Source organism: Chryseolinea soli, assembly GCF_003589925.1.
Lineage (GTDB): Bacteria > Bacteroidota > Bacteroidia > Cytophagales > Cyclobacteriaceae > Chryseolinea > Chryseolinea soli.
Map to the genome: position 1 here is coordinate 7026337 of NZ_CP032382.1, position 22401 is coordinate 7048737.

Consider the following 22401-nt stretch of genomic DNA (forward strand, 5'->3'; position numbering starts at 1 on the left):
CCTATTTTGCTTTAATGGTTCTTGTTCCTCCGTTTAGTAGCCTGGATTTTGCAAGAATGCCGAGCCGTCGGAGTTCGACGTGCGGTCGATTTGATCTTGGGGGATCGGGCGAAGGACGTTGGTGTCTTTGATGTTGTCTTTCGCTTGGGCGTTGTAGAGTTTCACGCGTTCCACCAGTTTCTTGGTGCGCACTAAATCAAACCAGCGGTGTTGTTCGCCAAGCAGTTCGCGGGAGCGCTCGTCGAGGATGAAATCCAGGGTCACGTCGCTGTCGGTGATTTCCATGTCGGCTTCTTTTCCGGGTACGGCTGCGCGGCGTCTCACTTTGTTGATCATGTCGGCGGCACCGGGTTGGCCCAGCATCAGCAGGGCTTCGGCGCGGATCAGGTAGGTCTCGGCCAGGCGGAAGGCCAGGAAGTCGCGCGATCCTTCAAAGGTGGTCACGTCGGGACGCAGCGGGTCGAGGTATTTGCGCAGTGAGGGGAACAGTTTCTCGGTGTACTTCGAGGGGGTGATCACCTGGAAGTTTTTCTGTGCGATCACGTCGGCCGCCAGCTCCACGCCGGGGAGCCACATGGTGGTGTCGCCGGTAGCCAGGGTCACAGACTTTCCGTTGATGGTGTACGTTCCGGGTTTGTTGCAATAGAACACTTGCTTGAAGTTCTTGTCGTAGCGACCGTCTTTTGTGTGATCATACAAACCCAGCGTGTAGTTGGTGGGTTTGAAGCGCTTGAAGGGGCGGCCGTTGGCGATGTCGCGCATCATGCCGGGTTGTACGTCATATTCCATCAGAAAAAATACATGGGCGTTGTTACCGCCTCCGTTCGTCAGCGGGTCACTGGTGTATTGTACCGACCAGATCACCTCGTCGTTGATCTCACCCGAACCCTGCTCGAACACTTTCGCATAGTCCGTCAGTAACTTGAACGAGTACTTGGTGAGCACTTCGTTCGAAAGATCTGCCGCTTTCTGATATTCTTCCTGTGCCGTGGCAGCAGGGTCCATGGTGGCGCGGGTCAGGTGCACGCGGGCGAGCAGGTGTTGCGCAGCGGGTTTGGTGGCGCGTCCCCAGTTGGGTTGGGTGGCGGGCAAATTGGCAACGGCAAATTCGAGGTCCTCTACAATTGCCGTATAGATGTCCGACACACTGGCGCGGTGCGCTTCGGTGCTGGCCGTCGTGGTCTCGTGCAGCGTCAGGGGAATGGGGCCGAACAATTGCACCAGGATAAAATAGAATTGTGCCCGCAGGAATTTCACTTCGGCCACGCGCTGTGTTTTCAGCGTGGCATCCAGCCCCACAATGTTTTCCGAACGGTCAACGGCCGTGTTGGCCGTATTGATGCCGCGATAGAAATCGGTCCACAACTCCGAAAGGATCGTGGTGCGCGAATCGAACTGTGACGTGTATTGGTTCACAAACTTGAAGCTGCCGTCCGAACCGTTGGTGTACTCGTCGGTGCCGAACACCGACAGGGTCATGCCTCTTTCCGTGGCATAAAAAGAACGCATATACGAATACGTTCCCTTCACAGCATCTTCAAAACCGGGAGCCGTATCGAAATAGCTCGGCACCGCTTTGGTCTTATTTTTTTCCTCCAGCATATCAGCGCACGACTGAAATACGAGGGCGGTAAAACAAAGGAATATAATTTTCTTCATGACGCGACAGATTAAAGTTTAATGTTCAGACCGACCAGGATGAGCTTGCTGCTGGGCGTAGCCGCATCCAACTCGGCGGTGCGCTCCCGTCCGGCCGATGGCGTGCGGGCAAACTCGGGATCGATCCCCTTATACTTGGAACGATAAGAAGCAAAGATGAAAGGGTTCTGCGCGCTGGCGTAGATGCGCACCGACTCGAGCTTCAAACGGTCCACAATGCCCTTCGGCAGCGTGTAGCCAAACGTGATGTTCCGCACTTTCACAAACGAGCCGTCGAAATACGTAAGCGACGAGCCGTACACCGGGAACTCCTGGTTTTGGTTGGGGCGTGGATAGGCGTTGGTGGGGTTGTTCGGTGTCCAGTAGTCCACGTCCAGGTTGTTGTAGCGTCCGAACAGGTTGTTGTAGTTGCTGTGGAACAAGCTGCGGATCATGCCGCCCTGACGGGTGTAGAGGAAGAAAGAGAAGTCGAAGCCTTTGTAATAAAAGCGGTTCGTCATCCCTCCCGTCCAGTCGGGCACGTCGGAACCGAGGATCTTGCGGTCGTCGGCATTGATCTTGCCATCGGCACCGCTCACCAGGTTGCCATCGGCATCACGACCGGCCAGGTCGGCCACCTTGATCTCGCCGGGTTTGCGTTGGTATTGCGTGGCTTGATCCAACTCGGCCGTTTGCCAGATGCCGACCTTTTCATAGTCATAGAACACCGTCATGGGTTTACCGATAAACCAACCGTTGCCGATATCATCTTTCGTAGCACCATAGAGGTTCACGATGGCTTCGCGGTTGGCATAGAAATTCAATTCGGTGGTCCACTTAAAGCTGCTGCTATGGTCAATGTTAACGGAGTTGATGGCGATCTCAATCCCTTTGTTACGGGTCTTGCCCACGTTGTTGAGATAGAGGTTGGACGTTCCCGAGGTCGGGGGCAGTTGTTGCTCCATCAAGAGGTCGGACGTGTTTTGAATGTACACATCCACCGAACCTTGAACGCGTCCGTTGAAGACTCCAAAATCCAATCCCACGTTACCCGACACAGTGGTCTCCCATTTCAAATTCGGGCTCACCAGGCTTAAGGGATGGTATCCATAGGCGCTCGAGCTTCCGAAAGCATACTTGGTTCGCTCCAGTTCACCGAGGGTCTTGTAAGGATCGATGCCGGTGTTCCCGGTTTTGCCATAGCTGGCCCGCAGTTTCAAATTCGAAAAGACGCGGACATTCTTCATGAAATCTTCTTCGATCACATTCCATCCCACGGCTGCGGAAGGGAAGAATCCATATTTCCTGCCATCGGCAAACCGTGACGAACCGTCGGCGCGGCCGGTGATGGTGAAGAGGTATTTGTCTTTAAGCGTATAGTTGATACGGCCCATGTACGACTGAATGGTCCACTGGTTGTAGCTGCTTCCAACGCCTTCGATGATCGGCGCCGCACCGAGGTTGCTGAACTGCATGTATTCAGCAGGCACACCGCGGACCATCGTGTTATAATACTCATCGGTCTGGCGCTGGATGCTGTAGAGACCGGTGATGTTGAATGAATTTTGGCCAAAGCTCTTGGTGTAGTTCACTACGTTTTCCAACGTATAGGCTAGTGTATTGTAGTTATCCGTCCGGGCCGTGGGATCGCCTTTGCGGCGGGCGTTGGTGAGGCTGCCGGTGAACTCTCCCCTTCTGCGGGTCTGATAGTCGGGACCGAAGTTTACGCGATACGTCAAGCCTTCCGCCAATTTCGCTTCCGCGTACACGGAGCTGAAAATGCGCGCGCGTTTGTCTTCGCGCACAATGGCGCCGGGTACAATTTCATTCAGCGGGTTGGAGCGCAGGCCGTCGGTGGTCGGGAGAAAATTCAAAGAGCCGTCGGCATTGTAAGGATTGCCAAGCGGGTTATTCAACAACGCTTCGGGCATCGGATTGAAGCCGTCGCCGTTGGTGATGTTGAACGACGCCAGCGTAGACGTTCCGATCTTCACATTTTTGCCAATCTTGTGATCGATGTTGATGCGGAACGTGTAGCGTGAAAAATTCTGGTTGGGAACAATACCGACATCGTTGAAATAGTTGGCAGAGATAGCAAACGTGGTTTTCTCGTTTCCTCCTAAGATGCCGATCTGGTGATTTTGCTGGTGACCATTGCGGAGCATCAGGTCCTGGTAGTCGGTGGTTCTGCCCGAGGCAATGCCTTCCAATTCAACCGGTTCGAACAGTTTGGCGTCGGCTGCCACAGGATCGGCGTCATTGTAGGTGCCCGTAGCGCGGCGCGATTCGCGTTTGTATTCTGCAAATTGGGCGCCGTTCATCATGTCGATCTTTCCCAGGCTGCTGGTCACACCGTAATAGCCGTCATAGGAGACTTTGGTTTTGCCATCGGTCGTGCCGCGCTTGGTGGTGATGAGCACCACGCCGTTGGCCCCGCGTGAACCATAAATGGCGGTGGCCGATGCATCCTTCAACACGTCCATCGATTGAATGTCCTGCGTGTTGATGTCACTGATGCCGCCGGCCAACGGTATGCCGTCGAGGACATACAAGGGATCATTGCCCGCATTAAAAGAACGTCTTCCGCGAATGCGAACGCTCACGCCGGCTCCGGGTTGTGTTCCGGTCGAAACCACATCCACGCCGGGGATGCGTCCTTGCAAGGCTTGTTGTGCGTTGGTCACGGGCAACTCGGTTACTTCCTTGGTGGAAATGGAACTGACCGATCCGGTAATATCTTTCTTGCGTTGTGTGCCGTAACCCACCACCACGACTTCGGTGAGTTGCTGTACGTCGGCCGCCAGCGTCACGTTCACCGCGGTGCGGCCATTGAGCGGTTGCTCCTGCGAGAGGTAGCCGATAAAAGTGAAAACCAAAACAGTAGAAGCCTCGTCTGACGGCAAGGCCAAAGAGTAAGCGCCGTTCGCGTCGGTGGTGGTGCCGTTGCTGGTGCCTTTCACAATCACGTTCACACCCGGCATGCCCATCCCACCCTCATCCGACACAATGCCGGTCACGGAGTTGGTTTGAACAATCAGAGTGGATTCCATCGTGTGCGCGTAAACACTTCCCGGCACTGCACAGAGCAAGACGCCGAAAAGCAATAGAGAACCATACGGTAACAAACATTTCATAGGCTTAGGGTTTAGTCAGTTACTTTCGTGACGTCAAAAGACGATGCACACCCTACAAATGCGCACGCATTTTCTTTCTGTTCAATCGATGAAACAGAAATGCGGGTTCGTGGTTAAACTACTATCGTCGGTACAATGGTTGAGAAAGGGTGAGGGGAATCACCTGTTCATAAACTGTGAGGAGCCAGAATCCAGGAGCCAGGAGCTTGGATGCGGTATTCAGTAGCCAGTAGTCAGTAGCCAGTAGTCAGTAGTCAGTAGCCAGCAATCAGTATCAAGATAAGTTTGAAGTGAATAGGACATAAGAAGTTTTTATCGTGATCGTAAAACTCTACTGTAGTATAAAGCATTGTTTAGGTCTAAGCATTCAGTGAGCAATTTTAACCTCGTAGAGGTTTCCCATCATAACCCCGGGTGAAACCCGGGGCAACGAATAGGTATAAACCTAGTGCCATAGGGAAGATCGGATCTGGTGTTAAGTGTTCTGGCACGCAACGGTGCGCTTCATCCGGGCACCGCGACGAGCGCATCCGGAATATTCGGCACGTCTGGATGGAATCCGTCACTTCAACGGGAAAGGAGCTTCAAATATGCGCTCACCCTTCGATCAGGGGTTGGGTTCATCTTCAACGTTTGTTGAAGAGCTGATCCGCAAACCAGGACGCGGGACAATACGAAAAACGCTCGAAACACACGAAACTTTATGCCCCACATATTTCACCATAACACTTCTTTCTTTATGTTCGAAACAAAATCCTACGGCATATGAAAACAGTATTGATCACCGGCGCATCCGGCAATTTGGGAAAGGCTTCAGTTGAACGCTTTTTGGCGGATGGCTACACCGTGTTGGCCACGGTAACACCGGGAAAAACATTGGGCTTCGAAACTTCTGGAAAAGTGATCACCTATGAGGCGGACCTCACCGATGAACAGGCCGTGGAGACCGTGGTTGCCAAAGCGATCGCCACACACGGCACGCTCGACGCGGCCCTGCTGTTAGTAGGCGGCTACACCTATGGCGGCATTGCCGAAGCCGATGGCAAGACCGTAAAGAAAATGATCGCGCTGAATTTTGAGACGGCCTACAACGTCGCGCGGCCCGTCTTTCAACAAATGGTAAAACAGGGTGGCGGCCGCATTGTTTTTGTTGGCGCAAGACCCGCGCTGAAAGCAACTGACGGGAAAAAATCGCTGGCCTATGCCCTATCCAAATCGCTGGTCTTCAAATTGGCCGAGCTGCTCAACGCCACCGGCAACGCTTCGAACGTTACGGCTTCGGTCGTGGTGCCCAGCACCATCGACACGCCCACAAACCGCGAGGCCATGCCCCAAGCCGACTTCACCGCCTGGGTAGCCCCCGACGCCATCGCCGATGCCCTCGCCCACATCTGCTCATCCAAAACCAACGACTGGCGCGAAACCGTTTTGAAGATCTACGGCCGCGCCTGACAACGTTATTCGCTGCGCAACGAATTCACCGGGTTGGCCAGCGCGGCGCGTATGGCTTGATAGCTCACCGTGAGCGTGACAATGGCTAGCACCGATGCCAAGCTGATCACAAACGTCAACGACGTGATCTCCGTATGGTATATGAAATTCGACAGCCACTGATTCATAAAATAATACGACAACGGCACGGCCACACAAAAACCGATCGCGATCAATAGCGCAAAGTCGCGATAGATCAGCAACAAAATGCTGCGCACATTCGCGCCCAACACCTTGCGCACGCCGATCTCCTTCACCTTCCGCTGCACCGTGAACAGCACGAGGCCGTATACCCCCAGGCAGGAGATCAAAATGGCAATACCGGTAAAGGATTGAATGATCGTTCCAAAATTCTGGTAGTTGGAATATTGGCTTTGCAAACTCTCGTCGAGGAAACTATACTCAAACGCTTTCTCGGGGAAGAGCTTGTTCCAGTCGGCTTCGAGTTGCTGGATGATGCTTTGGCCTTCCGCGTTGGCAAAGGTAATGCTGAGCGTGTTAAATTGATCCGGGTTCAAATCCATCACCAGGGCCGACATCGGCGTGGTGAGGGAGGCAAAATTAAAATCCTTCACCACCCCAACGACTTTTCCTTTTTTGCCCTCCTTGTTTATCGTTTTGCCCAAGGCTTTGTCCGGTGTTTCCCATTTGAATTCGCGGACGGCGGTTTCGTTCACCACATAGCCCTCGGCCGGATCCGTGCCATAGTTCCTGCTAAAGCCGCGACCGGCAACCACTTCCATATCATACGATTTCAGGAAATCATAATCCACCGACATGTTCGCGATGAACAGGTTGTCTTCCGTTGTAAAACCATCGGGAACAATACCCCGGTACACCACACCCAGCCCGGGCGCGCCCGAAGACAGCGTGGTCTGCTTCACACCGCTCAATCCTTCCGCCCGATCGCGGAAAGTTTGCAGTCGCGTGCTAAAGGCCGAGTCGCGCTGACTGAAGATGCCGTTCAGGTTTTGGCTGGCCAATGGAATGTTGATCACCTGCGACCGCTGAAAGCCCAACGGCCGGTCCTCCAGGTAGCGGAGCTGCTTCACAATGAGCAACGACGCCGACAACAACATACACGCAATGGCCAACTGGAAAACCACCAACGCCTTGCGCAAAAATTGATTACCCCCCTCCGAACCGCCGCGTCCTTTCAAAGCACTCACCGACTCGAACTGGGTCACAAAATACGCCGGGTATCCACCGGCCAGCGCCGTAATGAAGGCGAGCAATAACGCAGAAGCCACGAGCAGCTTGCCGTCCACCACTTCCCAAAACACGAGGTGCTTCCCGGTAAGCAGGTTCAGCAAGGGCAACATAAAATGAAAGGCCACATAGGCAATGCCCATCGACACCAGCGAAAACAAAAAACTCTCCGCCAGGAACTGCAGGATGAGCTGATATTTCATCGACCCCAGGATCTTCCGGATGCCGATCTCCTTGATGCGCGTGAACGACTGCGCCGTGCTCAGGTTGATGTAGTTGATGCATGCAATGATCAACGTCAGCACACCGATGCCGATAAAAATATAGATGTTGGCCATCGTGTTGGTCGACGAGGGCTCGGCCAGCAGCGTGCTTTTCAAATGAATGTCCACCACCGGCATGAGTTGAAAGATCTGGCCCACCAGGAATCGCGGCTGTGCGTATTTTTTCAGGAAGGCTCCCATCTCCTGGTTGATGTGATTTGGCGTGGCGCCGGGTTTCAGCAACACATAGGTGTAGGAATGACTAATGATGAAGTTGATGGCCAGGTTGTTCTTCAGCACCTGGGCCGTCTCCGGCGTTTCCAGGTCGAACATGTTGTCGTAGGGCACCAGCATGTTGAAGCGCAGGTGCGACTGTTCCGGAAAATTTTTCACCACACCGATAACCTTAAAACTCTGCCGCCCGCTAAAAATAAGCGACTCGCCAACGGGGTTGGCATCGCCGAAATATTTCTTCGCCATTTCTTCGTTGATCAGCACCGTGAACTTGTCACACAGCGCGCGTTTGGGGTTGCCCTTCACAAAATCGAACGTGAATATTTTGGCGATGGCCGAGTCGGCAAACAGGATGTCCGACTCCTCGAATGCTTCCGGGTTGTTCGGACGTGTGATGCTGACGTTGCGCTGGTACAGCCGCGCGGTCTCCTCCACCTCAGGGAAATAGTCTTTCAGCACCGGCGCAATGGGCGGCGGCGTGGCGGCAATCTCCAGGCCGTTTGGCGCCGTGTAGCGGAAGCGATACAGACGCTCCGCCTTCTCATGAAAACGGTCGTAGCCAATTTCATTCCGCACATAGGTGATGATGAGCAATGCCAGCGTCAACCCGCAGGTAAGACCCACGAAGTTGATGAGCGAGTAGGCCTTGTACTTCACAATGTTGCGAAAGGCCGTTTTAAAAAAGTTCTTGAGCATAGGATGGCGGTTTGGTCTTGAGTCCTTTGTTGCATTCAATTTACGCACTACGAATGACTATCGGCTAGTGACTAACTTGAAGTACCCCGAAACACGTTAGGCTGGACACCCTGCGCGCATGGGCTAACAGGTTCGGTACGTAAAACAAATTTATGAGGTTGTCGGATTGTGACGGAAGGAACCGGAAGAAAGTTGTAAGGCGCCGCCGATGGTTTAGGATGAGGGCGTGCCCCTCCTTCACCGGATCGGGCCCGCCCGCACCGGACGTGTGACCGGCTCTCTATGGAGCGTACCCCACGGGTATATTCGGGTCGGGCTGTCCGCTCTACTCCTCGCCCCTCCGCACCTGCCCGCGCTGCTGCGGGGTGCCGCTCCCATCCCTCACGCAGTGCCGCACACACCACGCGTCTTGGGGCCGGCATAAATACAGAAGGCAAAGCCTTTATTCAAGGGTCAGACGAAAACTAGGTATCATTCAATTCAAAGGTGCTGGCTAAGCATCAAATGGCAATAAGTCTCAGTAAGATATTGATGTTAGCCAGTTCCACCAGGCTCAATCCAACAATGTAGACAACAGTCATCACTCTATTGCCTTCATCATGGTCTACCCATTCTTTAAACCTCCAATAAGCATAACCCACGAACGAGCTTACCGAAAAAATCAAAATCGTCACGGCAAGTGCAATTATCACCCATTCCGGAAATACCAGCTTGTTGAAATTTACGCCTACTAGGAAAATCGTCGCCAAGAACGACCACCCAATATTGCCAGCGCAACTTCGTGAGTTCATCAGGCGCAGTCTGGATAATACGGAGAGCATGGTTATAGTAAATCAATGTAAAATACGCGATTCCACGGAAAGTTTGCAGTTACCGCTCATACTTTATGAACATGTACACGCCTAAAAAAAATTGTAGCTTGCTAAGCAACACGTCAATCAACATCAAACTCCTAAACCCATATCTCCTATGACCAACAGAAGAGACGCCCTAAAAACAATAGGACTCCTTACCGGCGCCACCGTGGCTCCTCAGCTCAGTTTCGGAAAAGAGCAAAAGAAGCCTGCCGGCAAATTCAAATTCTGTCTCAACACCAGCACCATCAGCGGCCAAAAGCCAGGCCTTCAAAAGTCTATCGACATCGCCGCGCGGGCCGGCTACGACAGCGTGGAGCTGTGGGTACCCGAAATAAAAGCGTTCAAAGAAGGCGGCAACTCCCTGAAGACCCTAAAGAAACTTCTCGACGACAGCCACGTCACCGTCGAGGACGCCATCGGCTTTGCCCCCTGGATGGTGGAGGACGACACACAGCGTGCCGCGGGATTTGCACAAATGAAAGAAGAAATGGAGATGATGGCGGAACTGGGATGCACGCGCATTGCCGCACCCTCGTCGGGAGTGAAGGCGGATGTGCCGCTGGACCTTTTCAAGGTGGGCGAACGCTATAAACAATTGCTGGACCTGGGACGCAAGACGGGCGTGATGCCCCTGCTGGAGTTCTGGGGATCGTCGCCCGTATTCTATCACTTCGGCCAGGCGCTGATGGCGGCCGCCGTGGCCAACGACCCCGATGCACGCATTCTCCCCGATGTCTACCACCTGTTCCGCGGCGGCTCGGGTTTCGATTGCCTCAAGATGGTGAACGGAAAACTCATCGACGTCATCCACATGAACGACTACCCCTCCGACATTCCGCGCGAGCAACAAAAAGACTCGAACCGCGTCTACCCAGGCGACGGCGTGGCACCCCTCAAACAGATCTTGACGGACCTGTCGAACATGGGCGGCACAAAAGTGCTGTCGCTGGAATTATTCAACCTCGAATACTGGAAGAACGACGCGCTGACCGTGGCAAAGACGGGACTGGAAAAGATGCGAAAGGCTGTGGCGATGATATAACCTGCGTCCACAAAATACGAAGGCGCAAAGTTTGACACCAACAAACTTTGCGCCTTCATGCATAAATGACTGCCCCTTTGTTTTAGGGCACGTCCACCGCGATCCCGGGAGGTTCTATAAAATCGACGCCTGCACCAAAGTAGCCAAGGTAGTAGGCATTGAGGTCTTCATAAAAAACCGAATACGATCCTGCGTTCACCTCGAACCGCATCGACGGACCATCGTTCACGATCGCCACCCCTTCGTAATGGCAAGGGATGGTGGTAAAGAAAAAGCGCACCTCGTGTTCGGTGATGATATAGCTCTTTACCAGGGTCTTTTCCAGTTGTTTCTCCGACAACCTCCACCCGGCACATTGCTTATCATACTCCGGATAAACCACCGACGCGTGATCCACCTTCTTTTTGTACTCCACGATCTTCACCTTTTTTATATGCAGGGAGTCCTTCACGCGAACAACGCGTGCACCGGTGGCAGCCTCGTGCAACATCACCGTGTCGACCACGGAAGGCACATCAGCTTTTGCAATGAAATGACAGCAACCGCTGGTCATTAGCATTAAAAACAAATACTTCATCATTTTAAGCATACGAGATTAAATTTTACTAGTAGACAGACACAAAGTTATGGCCGCCTACTGCAATTGGATTGCAGTTTGAGCGTGTGCTTTTTTTGATGAAGTGAATAAAAATGAACCCAAATTCTCCTCGAAGCGGATCCTTAAGCAATGAAACTGATCGGAGGAATAGGAGCTACGGGTGCGGATTGATTTTGATTTGGGGATGTAAGGTTTTGCGAAATCGCAGTGCAACGATCTATAATGTTGATGGAGAAACACTGAAAAACTGGCGACAATAAAAAATTGTTGGTAGTGGTTGATCATCAAATGATGTGAGTGGAAGCTCACTTGTTGGTGAAGAACACCAACAAGGGCAGAGGAACACCAACATGGGCGGAGGAACACCAACATGGGTGGCGGGTGATAGCGGCAGAAATTGCTATTGCGAGGGGACGAATAGGTTCTTGAAACCGTCAATATAATTGCCTTGCTCGTCCTCGATGACTTCCCCATACTCTATTACCAAAGTGTCTGCACTCAACTTTGTAATAAATAATTCACTCTTGGCGTCCTTGCCGTACACACTTAGGTTATGATGGGGCGCACGTCTTAAGGGATCGGTAAACAGAATCAAATATGGATTCCTTTCTCCGAATCCAGGAATCCGTACACCAGCGGAATCACTATACCAGCGATAACAAATTCCTGAAAAGCTTTTCCAAGGTCCTTTTTTAAAGGCGTCGATCGGTGGCAGTTGTAGTGTATCCCAAGCGCAAAGCTCAAAAACATACTCATTGGGAAAGAAAGGTTTTTCGTGCTTTTCGACAAAACAGTTATGCTTGTCCAAGGTATATTGATATTTCCACTTTTTCCCGGGAAGGAACGTTCTTAGGGCGGCCAGATCAAACATGTCTTTCCTGATCGACAGGCAGTCATTTTGTTTTGTTGGCTTGTCAACGCGTGGATGAAACAGGACCTTCCCCCACAATAGCAATCCGGCCGCTATAACCCCTAACAAAATCCAGATCGCTTTCTTTTGCATATTTGTCAATCAGACAGGAAGATGCAAAACATCCCACCGTCCCACAACACCTGGTTAGAAAAAAAGCGGAAGATCAGGCTCGCGATACAACGCTTTCGGTGGCTTTCAGGGCGAAGCTTTCGGCCAGGATTTCATACGACCTCAACCGGTCTTCGAAGTCGTCGGCGAAAGTAGACATCACAATTTCATCGGTGTTGAAGTCTTTTGCCATTTTTTCGATCCTTCGCTTCACCACCTCGGGTGTGCCCACGATGGTGCGGTGGCGGTTGTAGAGCACGCGCTCCCATTCGTCGTGGGAATAGTCATAGCCACGCACCGACTCATAGGACGGCGATTCGTCAACCTTTCCCTTCTCTATGCTGAGCAACCGATAGTCCATCACGGCCTGCACGCGGGCGACCTTTTCTTCCGTGTCGCCACAAAAAACAAAAACACCCACGCTGGTCTGCGGCTCGGGTAATTCTGCCGACGGCTTGAAGTTTTGACGATAGGCTTGCAACGCTTCAGGTCCACCGTTGGGATTGATGAATTGGGCAAACGACAACGCCATGCCGAAATGCGCCGCGATGTAGGCACTCTCGCCGCTGGAGGTGAGCATCCAGAGGGCGGGTGCGGTTTCAATATTGGGAATAGCCCGCACGCGATCATGCACCGCGCCGGCTTGCGTGTCAAGATTCAAAAAGCCTTTCAAGTCTACGAGTTGTTGCACATAGTCTTTGGGGCTGAAGGTGTTGGAGGGGTTCAGTAAAGAAGCCGTGAGCCGGTCACCACCGGGAGCGCGTCCTACACCCAGGTCGATGCGGCCCGGATACAGTGCTTCCAGCAAGCGAAAGTTCTCCGCCACCTTCAGGGCACTGTGGTTGGGCAGCATGATACCGCCCGACCCAAACCGGAGGTGCTTTGTTTCGGCCGCCAGCCGGGCGATAAACACTTCCGGCGCGGCGCCGGCCAGCGTATTGATGTTGTGATGCTCTGAAAGCCAGTAGCGCGTATAGCCCAGCTTATCAACAAAACGGGCGAGGGCGATGGATTCCTGGAGGGCCTCTGCGGCGGTGGTTCCCCGGCGGATAGGAGTCTGGTCCAGCACACTTAATTTCAACTTCATTTCAGGATTGCGGATTCTTGTCCGGATAGAACAGTGTAGCGGGAAAAGTAGTTTGGCTGGTCTGAACTTTTTTTAAACGCCGCCCTTGTTGGTGTTCTTCACCAACAAGTCAGCTTCCACACACACCAATCTAGCGCCTATTACGCTAGCGCATTCTCAATAAACGCAAAACTGATCATATGACAAATACTCATATGCACATCCTCCACCCGCGCATAATGTTTGTCATCCACCACCACTGCATAATCTACCAGGTTGGTAATAGCCCCGCGTTGTCCTCCCAGCAAAGCAATCGTATAAACACCGTTGGCCTTGCACCACTCCACAGCCTTCACCAGGTTGGGCGAGTTTCCGCTCACACTCATGGTAAAGGCGAGGTCGCCCGGGCGCGCCAGGTTCATGAGCTGGCGGACAAAAATTTCGTCATACGAATAATCGTTGCCCAGGGCAGTGAGCCAGCCGATGTTGCTGCTAAGCGAGATGCAGCGAAAGCGTTTCTTCATGTTGTCGGACGCGCCTTTGCCAAGGTCGGTGACGAAGTGGGTGGCGCTCATGGCGCTGCCGCCGTTGCCAAAGGTGAAGACTTGTTGTTCGCGGCTGGCGGCTTCCCGGAATTTTTCGAGGATGTGTTCGAGGCGGTCGGCCGGAAGGGCGCCCAGGGCGGCTTGCAGGTTTTGGATGTAGGAGGTGAAATAAGGTTTCATAAAAATTTGTCTTCTGTTTAGGCGTTAAAAAATATTTACGGTTGCCTCGCGGGCGAGCGCCATGGCCCCAAGGGGAACCACGTCCTCTCCACATTGTGCGACGACAACGGGAGGGCCAGGCAAAAATGCTTTCAAAAGGTGTTGATCGAGTTCGGCAGTGATGGCGTCGGTGAGCGCTGGGCCGATCAGGGAAAGTCCTCCTCCCACGACCATGATATCCGGATGGAACAAATGCACCACATGAGACAGGGCAAACCCCAATGACGCGGCGGTTTCTTGAAGAATGTTCTTAGCGGTCTCATCGCCGTGAGCCAGGGCTTGCGAGAGATGGCGGGCTTCTCCCCCTGCCCCTGCCCCTTCCCCACCCCAGGCCAACTCATACAACTTGCCGGAGGGCTGACGTTGGATGGCCTCTCGTATTTTTTTATCGACCGCCCACCCGGAGCAACACGTTTCCAGGGTGGTGCCCTCGCGGTCGAGGCGCAGGTGGCCAACTTCCACTTCACCGGGCAGGGCGCCATAATACAATTTCTGATCGACGACCATTCCTCCGCCGATGCCACTGCCCAGCGTGATGTAGAATACACGTTCCTTATTCTTTCCTGCGCCGAACAAGGCTTCGGCCAGCGCAGCCGCGTTGGCGTCGTTGTCCAGTACGACGGGAACGCCGTAGTGTTGCTTCAATTTCGCGGCGAGTTCAAATCCAGACCAGCCGTTGACCTGGTGCGAGGTGAGGATGCGTCCCGACAGACGATCGACCGGCCCTCCAAAACCAACGCCGATTGCCGTAGGCTCGATTGAGCGCGTGAGATCGTCGAGCAAGGTTTCCATTTGTTTGAGTATGCCTGTGGCGCCATCTTCTTTTTTGATGGTGGCACGGAGGCGGTGACTGATCCGCAGATCGTCGTCGCCGGCCACGATCTGTAGCTTGGTGCCCCCGATTTCAATACCCACATAGCAGCGACCGGACATGATTTTGACAGAGAGGGCTTAGGCTTGTTTTTCTTTTTCGGCGCGCTGAAGCGCTTCCTGGGTGGCTTCCATTTCTTCCAGGTTTTGGCGCAGCTCTTCTTCCTGCGACTTGAGCTGTTCGGTTTGCACCTTGAAGCGCTCCAATACCAATTTCATTTTCTCGTTGTTCTTTACCGACCCCAATGTCGACGCCGTGAGCTCTCCCACTTTCTCGAGGAACTCTACTTGATATTTCTCAAACTTCTGAAAGCCGGCCAGTTCAATCACAGCTTCCACTTTTTCGTTCGCCTTCATCGGCACAATGAGCAGGCAGGTTGGCGTCTTGTGTCCAAGTCCCGAAGTGATTTCGGTGTAGCCCCCCGGCACATCCGTCAGCACCACGGGTGTTCCTTCCAGGAATGCCTGGCCTATAAGACCCTGGCCGATCTCCAATTTCTTGGTGACAAATTTCCGTTTGTCGAACGCATAGCAAGCCGACATGTCGAGAAACATATGGGTCTCATCTTCCAGGTCTTCCTGCAGAATGAAGAGGCAGCCCTGCTGCGCCTGGAGATACTTGGTGAGAAAGGTGAGGATATCGAGGCTGAGGGCTTCGAGGTTGTCCTGGTTTTTGCGCAGCACTTCCGAGAAACGGGCGAGGCCTTCGGTGGTCCAGTTTCGGATCTCGTCCTGGGCTTTGATCTGCTTCAGCCTGTCGCGCATCAGCACCAGTTCGCCGGCGAGGTTGGTCGTGTTGTATTTTTCATTCTCGGACGTAAAACCATCCCAGGTTACGGCAAAATTTCCGTTCGACACCTGGTTGATAAAGTGAGTGGCGGTTTTGAAGTTCCGGATGGAGTCGTCGATCACGTCGTTCTCTCGTATGTCGTCTGTTGCCGTGCCGGGGTTGAACAGGAAGGCACGGTTATTTTCTTCGAGTTTTGAGAATAGATTTTTCCTTTCCTTCCGCTCTTTACGAATGTTCACGATCAGAAAAAGCATCGAAGGAAACGCAATGATGTTGAGGATGGTCTGCACCACCAGCGTCCGGAAGTTGGCATCTTCGTAGGATGCCTGGGCTTCTTCACTGCGGGCATTTTCAAATCCATTGATCGTACGGGCATTGCGGTCGTAGATAAACCAGGCATCGCGTCCGGGATCGGCGGAAAGCGCGGCGTGAAATTCAGTCATGCTGTCGATCTTGATCAAGTCGACCATTTTTTGGGTGCTGTTGATAAAGGCCTCCACACCGGTGGCCATGCTGTCGATGGCTGCGGGATGTTGGAAGCCTTGTTTTTTGGTGAGTGTCCGCAGTTCGGCAAAAATGATGGGGTTGTCGCGAGCGCCGTCGCGGAGTGGTCCGAGCAGCGACTCGTTCTTGGTGATGGCATAGCCGCGCATGCCCACGTCCATGTTGCGCACCACCTGGTTCCATACCTGGCCCACCAAATAGCCCGCCCTTTCGGTTTCGGCCTTCACGCGGGTGGTGTCCTTTAGCACCCAGTCGTTGTAGTATATAATGCCGGTGTTTACGGTGATCAATGCTAACACGAGAATAGCGGAAAAAGTGAGCGCATTCTTCTTGATAAAATCTAGCCCTGCCATACTTAGAAATAGTTAAAGAAGCAGGAAGATAATCTTTTGACGAATTCCATCCAAAACCTGCACCGGCCATTGCATCCGATTTAATTGCCTCCATTCATATAATTTACCTTTTAACGATCGCACCTTGTCGTACCTTCAAGTGTACGTCCAACCTTTATTCTCAACAAATTATGAACCGGCGTGAAAGTTTAAAAGCACTGATGGCCGCCTCCGGAGGTTTGATCGCCTTGCCCGCCTGGGCCAAACAATGGCAAAAGACCGACGTAGCCACCCATCCCTCCACATTTTCAACGGACGAACAGGCGCTGATCGCCTCCACGGCCGACACTATAATTCCGCAAGGCGCCGTGCTGGGTGCCCTGGTGGTGGGTGTTGATAAGTTCCTCCAAAAATTGTTCGACGATTGCTACGAACCCGAAGTCCAACAAAACATAAAAGACCAACTCAAAAAACTTGACGCCGACGCCCGCGCCTCCTACGGCCGGCCCTTCCCCCAATGCACCCAGAAGGAGCGCGAAACCCTTTTATTGAAGCGCTCCACCTCGGCCGACAAAAACGAAACAGATTTCTTCACGCTTCTCAAAACCGAGACCATCCGCGGCTTCAGCACTTCGCGACAAGTGATGGTGAACATCCTGGAATATAACACCGCACCCGGTCATTACTACGGCTGTGTAAACGCATAACGCATGGCAAACTTCAACATCGACTCCACCGAAAAAAGAACCTACGATGCCATCGTCATCGGTTCGGGCGCCAGTGGTGGCTGGGCTGCCAAAGAGCTTTGCGATAAAGGACTAAAGACGCTTGTGCTCGAAAGAGGCCGCGACGTGAAACACGTAAAGGACTATCCCACGGCCGGCAAAGGCCCCTATGAATTCGAATACCGCGGCAGTGTTCCCCTGGAAAAAAGAAAGGACTTTCAACTGGCCCGCTTCGTGCGCGAAGAAACTTTTCATTGGGCGATCCGCGACGACGAGCAACCCTTCATCCAGGAAAAACCTTTCCGCTGGTTCCGTGGCTACCACGTAGGCGGCAAGTCGCTGCTGTGGGCACGGCAAACACAGCGGTGGAGCGACTTCGATTTTGAAGGTCCTCAACGCGATGGCTTTGCCGTGGACTGGCCCATTCGCTACAAAGACCTCGAGCCGTGGTATGCCCACGTTGAAAAATTTGCCGGCATCGCGGGGAACAAAGACGGACTCGCCGAGTTGCCCGACAGCGAAGTGATGCGCGGCTTCGAGATGAGCTGTATCGAACAATACTTTAAAGAAAGTCTCCAAAAAAATTATGGCGACCGCCACCTGATCCAGGCCCGTTGCGCCCACCTCACCGACCCACAGGAAATACACCGCCAACAAGGCCGCGGCGCCTGTCAAAGTCAGACGATGTGCAACCGCGGCTGTCAGTTTGGAGGATACTTCAGCAGCAATGCCTCCACCATCCCCTGGGCACAAAAAACCGGTAACCTCACGATCAGACCCCACGCCGTGGTGCACTCCGTCATCTATGACGACACCAAGGGACGCGCCACCGGCGTGCGCATCGTCGACGGCACGACGATGGAAACTATGGTGTTCTATGCCAACATCATCTTCGTGAACGCCTCCGCACTCAACAGCAACGCCATCTTGCTCAACTCTACCTCGAACCGTTTTCCCAATGGACTGGGCAACGACAGCGGTGTGCTGGGCAAATATGTTTCGTGGCACAACTACCGCGGAAAAGCCAACGCCGAATACGAAGGTTTCAAAGACAAAAAGACCGACGGCCGCAATCCCAGCAACGCCTACATACCGCGTTTCAGAAATGTGCGCAAACAGGAAATGGATTTTCTCCGCGGCTATGCCATCGGCATCGGCGGCGGACGCGGCACCGGCTCCGACACCAACATGATCGGTGATCAATTGCGCGAGAACCTGCTCAAACCCAAGCTCGGCAACTGGCACATCAGCAGTTGGATGATGGGCGAATGCGTGCCCCTGGAAAAAAATCACGTGCGGCTCTCTACAGATCAAAAAGATAAATACGGCATCCCCCAATTGATCATCTCCTGCGAGTGGAGCGAGAACGACGACAAGATGGTGCAAGACTATATTGCCCAATCCAAAGAAATGTTCGAACGCGCCGGCTTCACCAATATCAGCGCCGTGGATACCCAAACGCCTCCCGGAGCCGACATCCACGAAATGGGCGGTGTGCGCATGGGGAAAGATCCGAAGACGTCGATGCTGAACGGTTGGAATCAGCTGCATCATTGTAAGAATGTGTTTGTCACGGATGGTGCTTGTATGACGTCTACCAGTACGCAGAATCCGACGCTGACGTATATGACATTTGCTGCGCGGGCGGCGAATTATGCGGTGGAGGAGTTGAGGCGGAGGAATTTGTAATCAGGAGCCAGAAGCTCGGGATCGGCATTCAGTAGCCAGTAGTCAGTAGCCAGTAGCTTGACTTCGACGTTCAGTGTCGATAGTCAGGGCCTGTAGTTGGGAATCGGCAATCAGTAGTCAGTAGTCAGCAGCCTGTAGCTGTGGAGTCGGTGGTTGTGGGGATTGGCATTCAGAAGCTGGGGGACGGATTGGGGATTAGTAGCTGGTGGGCCGGGTTCGTGGGATTAGATTTTTAGTTGAGTTAAATTACAAATGCAACACTAAACCAAAACATAAACCTATTATGAAAAAAAACTTTGTCTTGTGTCTTTTTGTTCTTGGCCTTTTCTGCGCGAGTGACGTGGTGTTGGCGCAGGCAAATAAAAATGCTTTATATACTGCGCCGTTTGGGGTGCAGGCGTATACGTTTCGCCGGAGCTTTCCCAATGGGGTTGAGGCTACTTTGGATTCCATCAAGCGGTTTGGCTTTACGGAAATAGAAGGTAGTGGTGGTAAGATGGCTCCGGAAGAATTCAAGAAGCTTTGCAACGAACGCGGGATCACCATTCCTTCTACCGGCGCGGGCTATGAGGAGTTGGTTAAGGATGCTGCTGGTGTCGCGCAACGGGCAAAAGCGCTTGGCGCCACGTATCTGATGTGCGCCTGGATACCCCACGAAAAAGGAAACTTCACCTTAGAGAATGCAAAAAAAGCAGTAGCCGACTTCAACGCTGCCGGCAAAATTCTCAAAGAGAACGGCATCACCTTCTGCTACCACACACACGGCTATGAATTTCAACCTTACGAAAAAGGAACGCTCCTCGACTACATCATCGCCAACACCAACCCGCAATATGTCTCCTTCGAAATGGACGTACTCTGGACACACTTCGGCGGCGGCGATCCCGTGGCTCTCCTAAAGAAATACGGCAACCGCTGGAAACTGATGCACCTGAAAGACCTCCGCAAGGGAACCCCGAAAGACCTCACCGGAGGAACATCAACCGATAACGACGTCGCACTGGGCACAGGGGAAATTGACATCCCGGGAATTTTGAGAGAGGCCAATAAAGTAGGGATCAAACACTTTTTTATCGAAGACGAAAGCAACCGGGTGAACGAGCAGGTGCCGCAGACGATTGCTTATTTGAAAAGTTTGAAGAAATAGAATCAGGAGCCAGGAGCTAGTGCTCGGTACTCAGTAGCCAGTAGTCAGTAGTCAGTAGCCAGTAGTTAGTAGCTTAACATCGGCGTTCAGTAGTCAGGAGTAAGTTGCCAAAGATCCTTGTTCAAGGCCATTACTTGGAGCCAGTGAACGTCCGTGACATCTTGAAGTCTGGCAAGGCAAGTTCTCATTATTTAAAATACACACGGGCCATAGTTTAGCATCAAACTGAACTATGGCCCGCGTATTAGTTACTGACTACTGGCTACTGAGTACCGATCCCAAGCTACCGGTTCCTGATTTTCAATTCTCACAATACTGCGTATTCACCTCCGGATTCACCCCCCCGGGGTCCGAAAACGCATAGCCTACTGCTATCTTGCCATGCATCGCCGTGACATTCGTGGCAATGCTAATAATGTCGTCTGCTTTTACGTCGATGGTGACGTGGAACGGTAGGTCTGGGTTGTTCAGGGTCACTTTGCCGGATGTGCCTTGGTAGGTGATGAGATTGGCAACGCCTGCGCCGGATTCAAGGGTAACGCTGTAGACGACCAGACCGTCTGCCGGAGCTTTGGTGGAAAGGCTTAACGGGCAGTTGTAGGTGCCGTCGTCGTCCTTTTTGCAGGCGGAGATGATCATGGCGGAAAGGAATGTTACCGCAAAGTAAGTGAGGGTTCTTTTCATCGGTATCCGGTTAAAATATTAAAATCGGTCGTCGAACATTTCGATGGATACTGATCTTTGTGTTGTCTGCTCATGCATCCATCCATTTGATTGAAGATACAAAACTTTCTTTACGAAAACCAAGACCCAGTGCGGTCGTCCGGCAGAACAACAAAAGAGGCCGTCGTTTCCGGCGGCCTCTTCTTTATTGTTAAATTTTTGTGATCAGTTGTCGATAAAGTTCAACTGCGATTGGGGGATCGGCAAATAATTATTCACGCCTTCCACATAACCTTCTTCACCCAGCACCTCTTCGCCGCGGCCCTGGCGGATAATATCCCAGAGGCGTTGGCCTTCCATGCCCAGTTCTACTTCGCGTTCGTGATAAACGGCTTGCAGTCCATCCGCGATGGGTGTCGGTCCCATGCTCACGCGGTCGCGTACTTGCTGGAGATAGCTTTGCCAATCGCCGCCGGTGTGTGCCGCGGCTTCTGCAGCCCAGAGCAACACTTCCGCATAGCGGATGACGATCCAGTTGTTGGGGTCGTCGCTTTGCAGGCCCCACTCGCTGGGAGGGATCTGGTATTTTTGTCCCATGTAGAGATCGATGCAGGAAGAGAATTGGTTGTCGGCAACCGTTTCGTCGTCGGTTCCGGGCCACAGCACTTCGCCGTCGTCGATGATGGTGGCATCGCGGCGGGGATCGCCGGCTTCGAAACGGTCAACAAAAGATTGCTTGGGACAGTTGAAGCCCCAGCCGTCGCCGTTGTTGCGGCTGCGGGTGAAAATCACAAACTCGTTGCCTTCGTTGTCGTCGCCCCAGGCGTCGGTGCCCGACGGCGTGAACTGGATCTCGAACACCGACTCGATGCCGTTCTCGTGGTCCAGTTTCCAGTTGTCTTCATAGCTGGCTTCCAGGTCATAGTTGCCAGACTGAATGACTTCTTCTGCCATCGCCAGCGCTTCGGGCCATTTCTTTTCGAAAATGTAAGCCTTGCAAAGGAAAGCTTGTGCAGCACCTTTGGTAGCGCGCCCTACATCTTGTTCTCCTTTTTCCAATAGCACACCGGCCGCGGCTTTGAAGTCGTTTTCGATAAAGGTCCACAGTTCTTGCAGGCTGGACTTGGGTAGGTTGTAATTGCCGGCTTTCATCAGGTGATCGACCAGCGGCACTTCACCAAAGATCTTCACCAGCTCGAAGTAATAGTAGCCGCGCAGGAACCGCGCTTCGGCAATCACCTGGGCCTTCTTGTCGTCGTCGATCATTTCCTTGGTCATCTCCGCCACTTTGTCGATCACGCGGTTGCAACGGTTCACGCCAAAGTAGTAGTGCTGGAAGGGAACGGGCAGACCAGGGTTGCCGGCGTTGTATTGAAAGTTCAGCAACGGTTCGATCCACGGTTGGTCGCCGGGACCTTCACCGCCTTTGTAGGCATCGTGACCGAGGATATCGCCGAGCCAAAAAGGAAAATAGTTGGTATCATCCCAACCCAGGATGTCGTAGCATCCCGTGAGCGCCAGGTTGGCCTGGCTTTCGGTCGTAAAGAAACTTTGTTCCGAAACGCTGGGGGCATTGATGTCGAGGAAGCTGTCCGAGCATGACGTCACCGCGATGCAGGCAGCATAGGCGAGAAATATTCTGAATATCTTTTTCATGGTTCTCATGTT

Annotated in this window: 17 protein-coding genes; 5 read left to right on the top strand and 12 right to left on the bottom strand. The window is 52.9% G+C overall.

Annotated elements, in window-relative coordinates:
• Positions 1-33: 33 nt before the first annotated feature.
• On the bottom strand, positions 34-1659 hold the full coding sequence (locus tag D4L85_RS29160) for a RagB/SusD family nutrient uptake outer membrane protein (RefSeq protein WP_119757657.1): 1626 nt from the start codon (positions 1657-1659) through the stop codon (positions 34-36).
• 11 nt (positions 1660-1670) lie between these two features.
• Positions 1671-4688, bottom strand: a complete 3018-nt coding sequence (locus tag D4L85_RS29165) for a SusC/RagA family TonB-linked outer membrane protein (protein ID WP_228450667.1) — start codon at positions 4686-4688, stop codon at positions 1671-1673.
• An 849-nt stretch (positions 4689-5537) separates the two neighbouring features.
• Here D4L85_RS29165 and D4L85_RS29170 point away from each other — a divergent pair.
• The gene (locus D4L85_RS29170; protein ID WP_119757659.1) at positions 5538-6224 is read left to right on the top strand and encodes an SDR family NAD(P)-dependent oxidoreductase; all 687 of its coding nucleotides are present in this window, start codon (positions 5538-5540) and stop codon (positions 6222-6224) included.
• A gap of 5 nt (positions 6225-6229) precedes the next feature.
• Here the strand turns inward: D4L85_RS29170 and D4L85_RS29175 are convergent, their stop codons facing one another.
• Together D4L85_RS29175 and D4L85_RS29180 are read right to left on the bottom strand one after the other, a co-directional pair.
• Positions 6230-8665 (bottom strand): ABC transporter permease, encoded by a 2436-nt coding sequence (locus D4L85_RS29175; protein ID WP_119757660.1) that lies wholly within the window; start codon positions 8663-8665, stop codon positions 6230-6232.
• Positions 8666-9165: 500 nt separating this feature from the next.
• Entirely contained in the window at positions 9166-9486 is a 321-nt protein-coding gene (locus D4L85_RS29180; RefSeq protein WP_119757661.1) for a hypothetical protein, read from the bottom strand.
• Between the two features lie 148 nt (positions 9487-9634).
• On the opposite strand from D4L85_RS29180, the gene D4L85_RS29185 reads away from it, so the two are divergent.
• Positions 9635-10564 (top strand): sugar phosphate isomerase/epimerase family protein, encoded by a 930-nt coding sequence (locus D4L85_RS29185; RefSeq protein ID WP_119757662.1) that lies wholly within the window; start codon positions 9635-9637, stop codon positions 10562-10564.
• An 82-nt stretch (positions 10565-10646) separates the two neighbouring features.
• Here the strand turns inward: D4L85_RS29185 and D4L85_RS29190 are convergent, their stop codons facing one another.
• The 6 genes from D4L85_RS29190 to D4L85_RS29215 form a co-directional block, all read right to left on the bottom strand.
• The gene (locus D4L85_RS29190) at positions 10647-11144 is read right to left on the bottom strand and encodes a hypothetical protein (RefSeq protein WP_160144078.1); all 498 of its coding nucleotides are present in this window, start codon (positions 11142-11144) and stop codon (positions 10647-10649) included.
• A gap of 418 nt (positions 11145-11562) precedes the next feature.
• Positions 11563-12165 (bottom strand): hypothetical protein, encoded by a 603-nt coding sequence (locus D4L85_RS29195; protein ID WP_119757664.1) that lies wholly within the window; start codon positions 12163-12165, stop codon positions 11563-11565.
• 73 nt (positions 12166-12238) lie between these two features.
• Entirely contained in the window at positions 12239-13270 is a 1032-nt protein-coding gene (locus tag D4L85_RS29200) for an LLM class flavin-dependent oxidoreductase (RefSeq protein WP_119757665.1), read from the bottom strand.
• Between the two features lie 140 nt (positions 13271-13410).
• Positions 13411-13974: a D-sedoheptulose-7-phosphate isomerase gene (locus D4L85_RS29205; RefSeq protein WP_119757666.1), complete on the bottom strand. Its 564-nt coding sequence runs from the start codon at positions 13972-13974 to the stop codon at positions 13411-13413.
• Positions 13975-13998: 24 nt separating this feature from the next.
• Complete coding sequence (locus tag D4L85_RS29210; protein ID WP_119757667.1) at positions 13999-14946, bottom strand: ROK family protein; 948 nt, start codon at positions 14944-14946, stop codon at positions 13999-14001.
• A gap of 18 nt (positions 14947-14964) precedes the next feature.
• Positions 14965-16530, bottom strand: coding sequence for a CHASE3 domain-containing protein (locus D4L85_RS29215; protein ID WP_119757668.1), 1566 nt, complete (start codon positions 16528-16530; stop codon positions 14965-14967).
• A gap of 170 nt (positions 16531-16700) precedes the next feature.
• Here D4L85_RS29215 and D4L85_RS29220 point away from each other — a divergent pair, with 170 nt between their 5' ends.
• The 3 genes from D4L85_RS29220 (at position 16701) to D4L85_RS29230 (ending at position 20070) form a co-directional block, all read left to right on the top strand.
• A complete protein-coding gene (locus D4L85_RS29220) occupies positions 16701-17216 on the top strand; it encodes a gluconate 2-dehydrogenase subunit 3 family protein (protein WP_119757669.1) in 516 nt (171 codons plus the stop codon).
• A 3-nt stretch (positions 17217-17219) separates the two neighbouring features.
• Complete coding sequence (locus tag D4L85_RS29225) at positions 17220-18923, top strand: GMC oxidoreductase (protein WP_119757670.1); 1704 nt, start codon at positions 17220-17222, stop codon at positions 18921-18923.
• A 283-nt stretch (positions 18924-19206) separates the two neighbouring features.
• On the top strand, positions 19207-20070 hold the full coding sequence (locus D4L85_RS29230; protein WP_119757671.1) for a sugar phosphate isomerase/epimerase family protein: 864 nt from the start codon (positions 19207-19209) through the stop codon (positions 20068-20070).
• A gap of 300 nt (positions 20071-20370) precedes the next feature.
• Here the strand turns inward: D4L85_RS29230 and D4L85_RS29235 are convergent, their stop codons facing one another.
• Both D4L85_RS29235 and D4L85_RS29240 read right to left on the bottom strand, forming a co-directional pair.
• Complete coding sequence (locus D4L85_RS29235) at positions 20371-20754, bottom strand: hypothetical protein (protein WP_119757672.1); 384 nt, start codon at positions 20752-20754, stop codon at positions 20371-20373.
• Positions 20755-20958: 204 nt separating this feature from the next.
• A complete protein-coding gene (locus D4L85_RS29240; RefSeq protein ID WP_160144079.1) occupies positions 20959-22389 on the bottom strand; it encodes a RagB/SusD family nutrient uptake outer membrane protein in 1431 nt (476 codons plus the stop codon).
• Positions 22390-22401 lie beyond the last annotated feature (12 nt).

Coding starts and splice junctions, on each gene's coding strand:
- D4L85_RS29215 (WP_119757668.1), bottom strand. CDS start 16,530: ATGGCAGGGCTAGATTTTATCAAGAAGAATGCGCTCACTTTTTCCGCT.
- D4L85_RS29225 (WP_119757670.1), top strand. CDS start 17,220: ATGGCAAACTTCAACATCGACTCCACCGAAAAAAGAACCTACGATGCC.
- D4L85_RS29220 (WP_119757669.1), top strand. CDS start 16,701: ATGAACCGGCGTGAAAGTTTAAAAGCACTGATGGCCGCCTCCGGAGGT.
- D4L85_RS29240 (WP_160144079.1), bottom strand. CDS start 22,389: ATGAAAAAGATATTCAGAATATTTCTCGCCTATGCTGCCTGCATCGCG.
- D4L85_RS29160 (WP_119757657.1), bottom strand. CDS start 1,659: ATGAAGAAAATTATATTCCTTTGTTTTACCGCCCTCGTATTTCAGTCG.
- D4L85_RS29205 (WP_119757666.1), bottom strand. CDS start 13,974: ATGAAACCTTATTTCACCTCCTACATCCAAAACCTGCAAGCCGCCCTG.
- D4L85_RS29190 (WP_160144078.1), bottom strand. CDS start 11,144: ATGATGAAGTATTTGTTTTTAATGCTAATGACCAGCGGTTGCTGTCAT.
- D4L85_RS29235 (WP_119757672.1), bottom strand. CDS start 20,754: ATGAAAAGAACCCTCACTTACTTTGCGGTAACATTCCTTTCCGCCATG.
- D4L85_RS29210 (WP_119757667.1), bottom strand. CDS start 14,946: ATGTCCGGTCGCTGCTATGTGGGTATTGAAATCGGGGGCACCAAGCTA.
- D4L85_RS29180 (WP_119757661.1), bottom strand. CDS start 9,486: ATGCTCTCCGTATTATCCAGACTGCGCCTGATGAACTCACGAAGTTGC.
- D4L85_RS29175 (WP_119757660.1), bottom strand. CDS start 8,665: ATGCTCAAGAACTTTTTTAAAACGGCCTTTCGCAACATTGTGAAGTAC.
- D4L85_RS29170 (WP_119757659.1), top strand. CDS start 5,538: ATGAAAACAGTATTGATCACCGGCGCATCCGGCAATTTGGGAAAGGCT.
- D4L85_RS29185 (WP_119757662.1), top strand. CDS start 9,635: ATGACCAACAGAAGAGACGCCCTAAAAACAATAGGACTCCTTACCGGC.
- D4L85_RS29195 (WP_119757664.1), bottom strand. CDS start 12,165: ATGCAAAAGAAAGCGATCTGGATTTTGTTAGGGGTTATAGCGGCCGGA.
- D4L85_RS29230 (WP_119757671.1), top strand. CDS start 19,207: ATGAAAAAAAACTTTGTCTTGTGTCTTTTTGTTCTTGGCCTTTTCTGC.
- D4L85_RS29165 (WP_228450667.1), bottom strand. CDS start 4,688: ATGGAATCCACTCTGATTGTTCAAACCAACTCCGTGACCGGCATTGTG.
- D4L85_RS29200 (WP_119757665.1), bottom strand. CDS start 13,270: ATGAAGTTGAAATTAAGTGTGCTGGACCAGACTCCTATCCGCCGGGGA.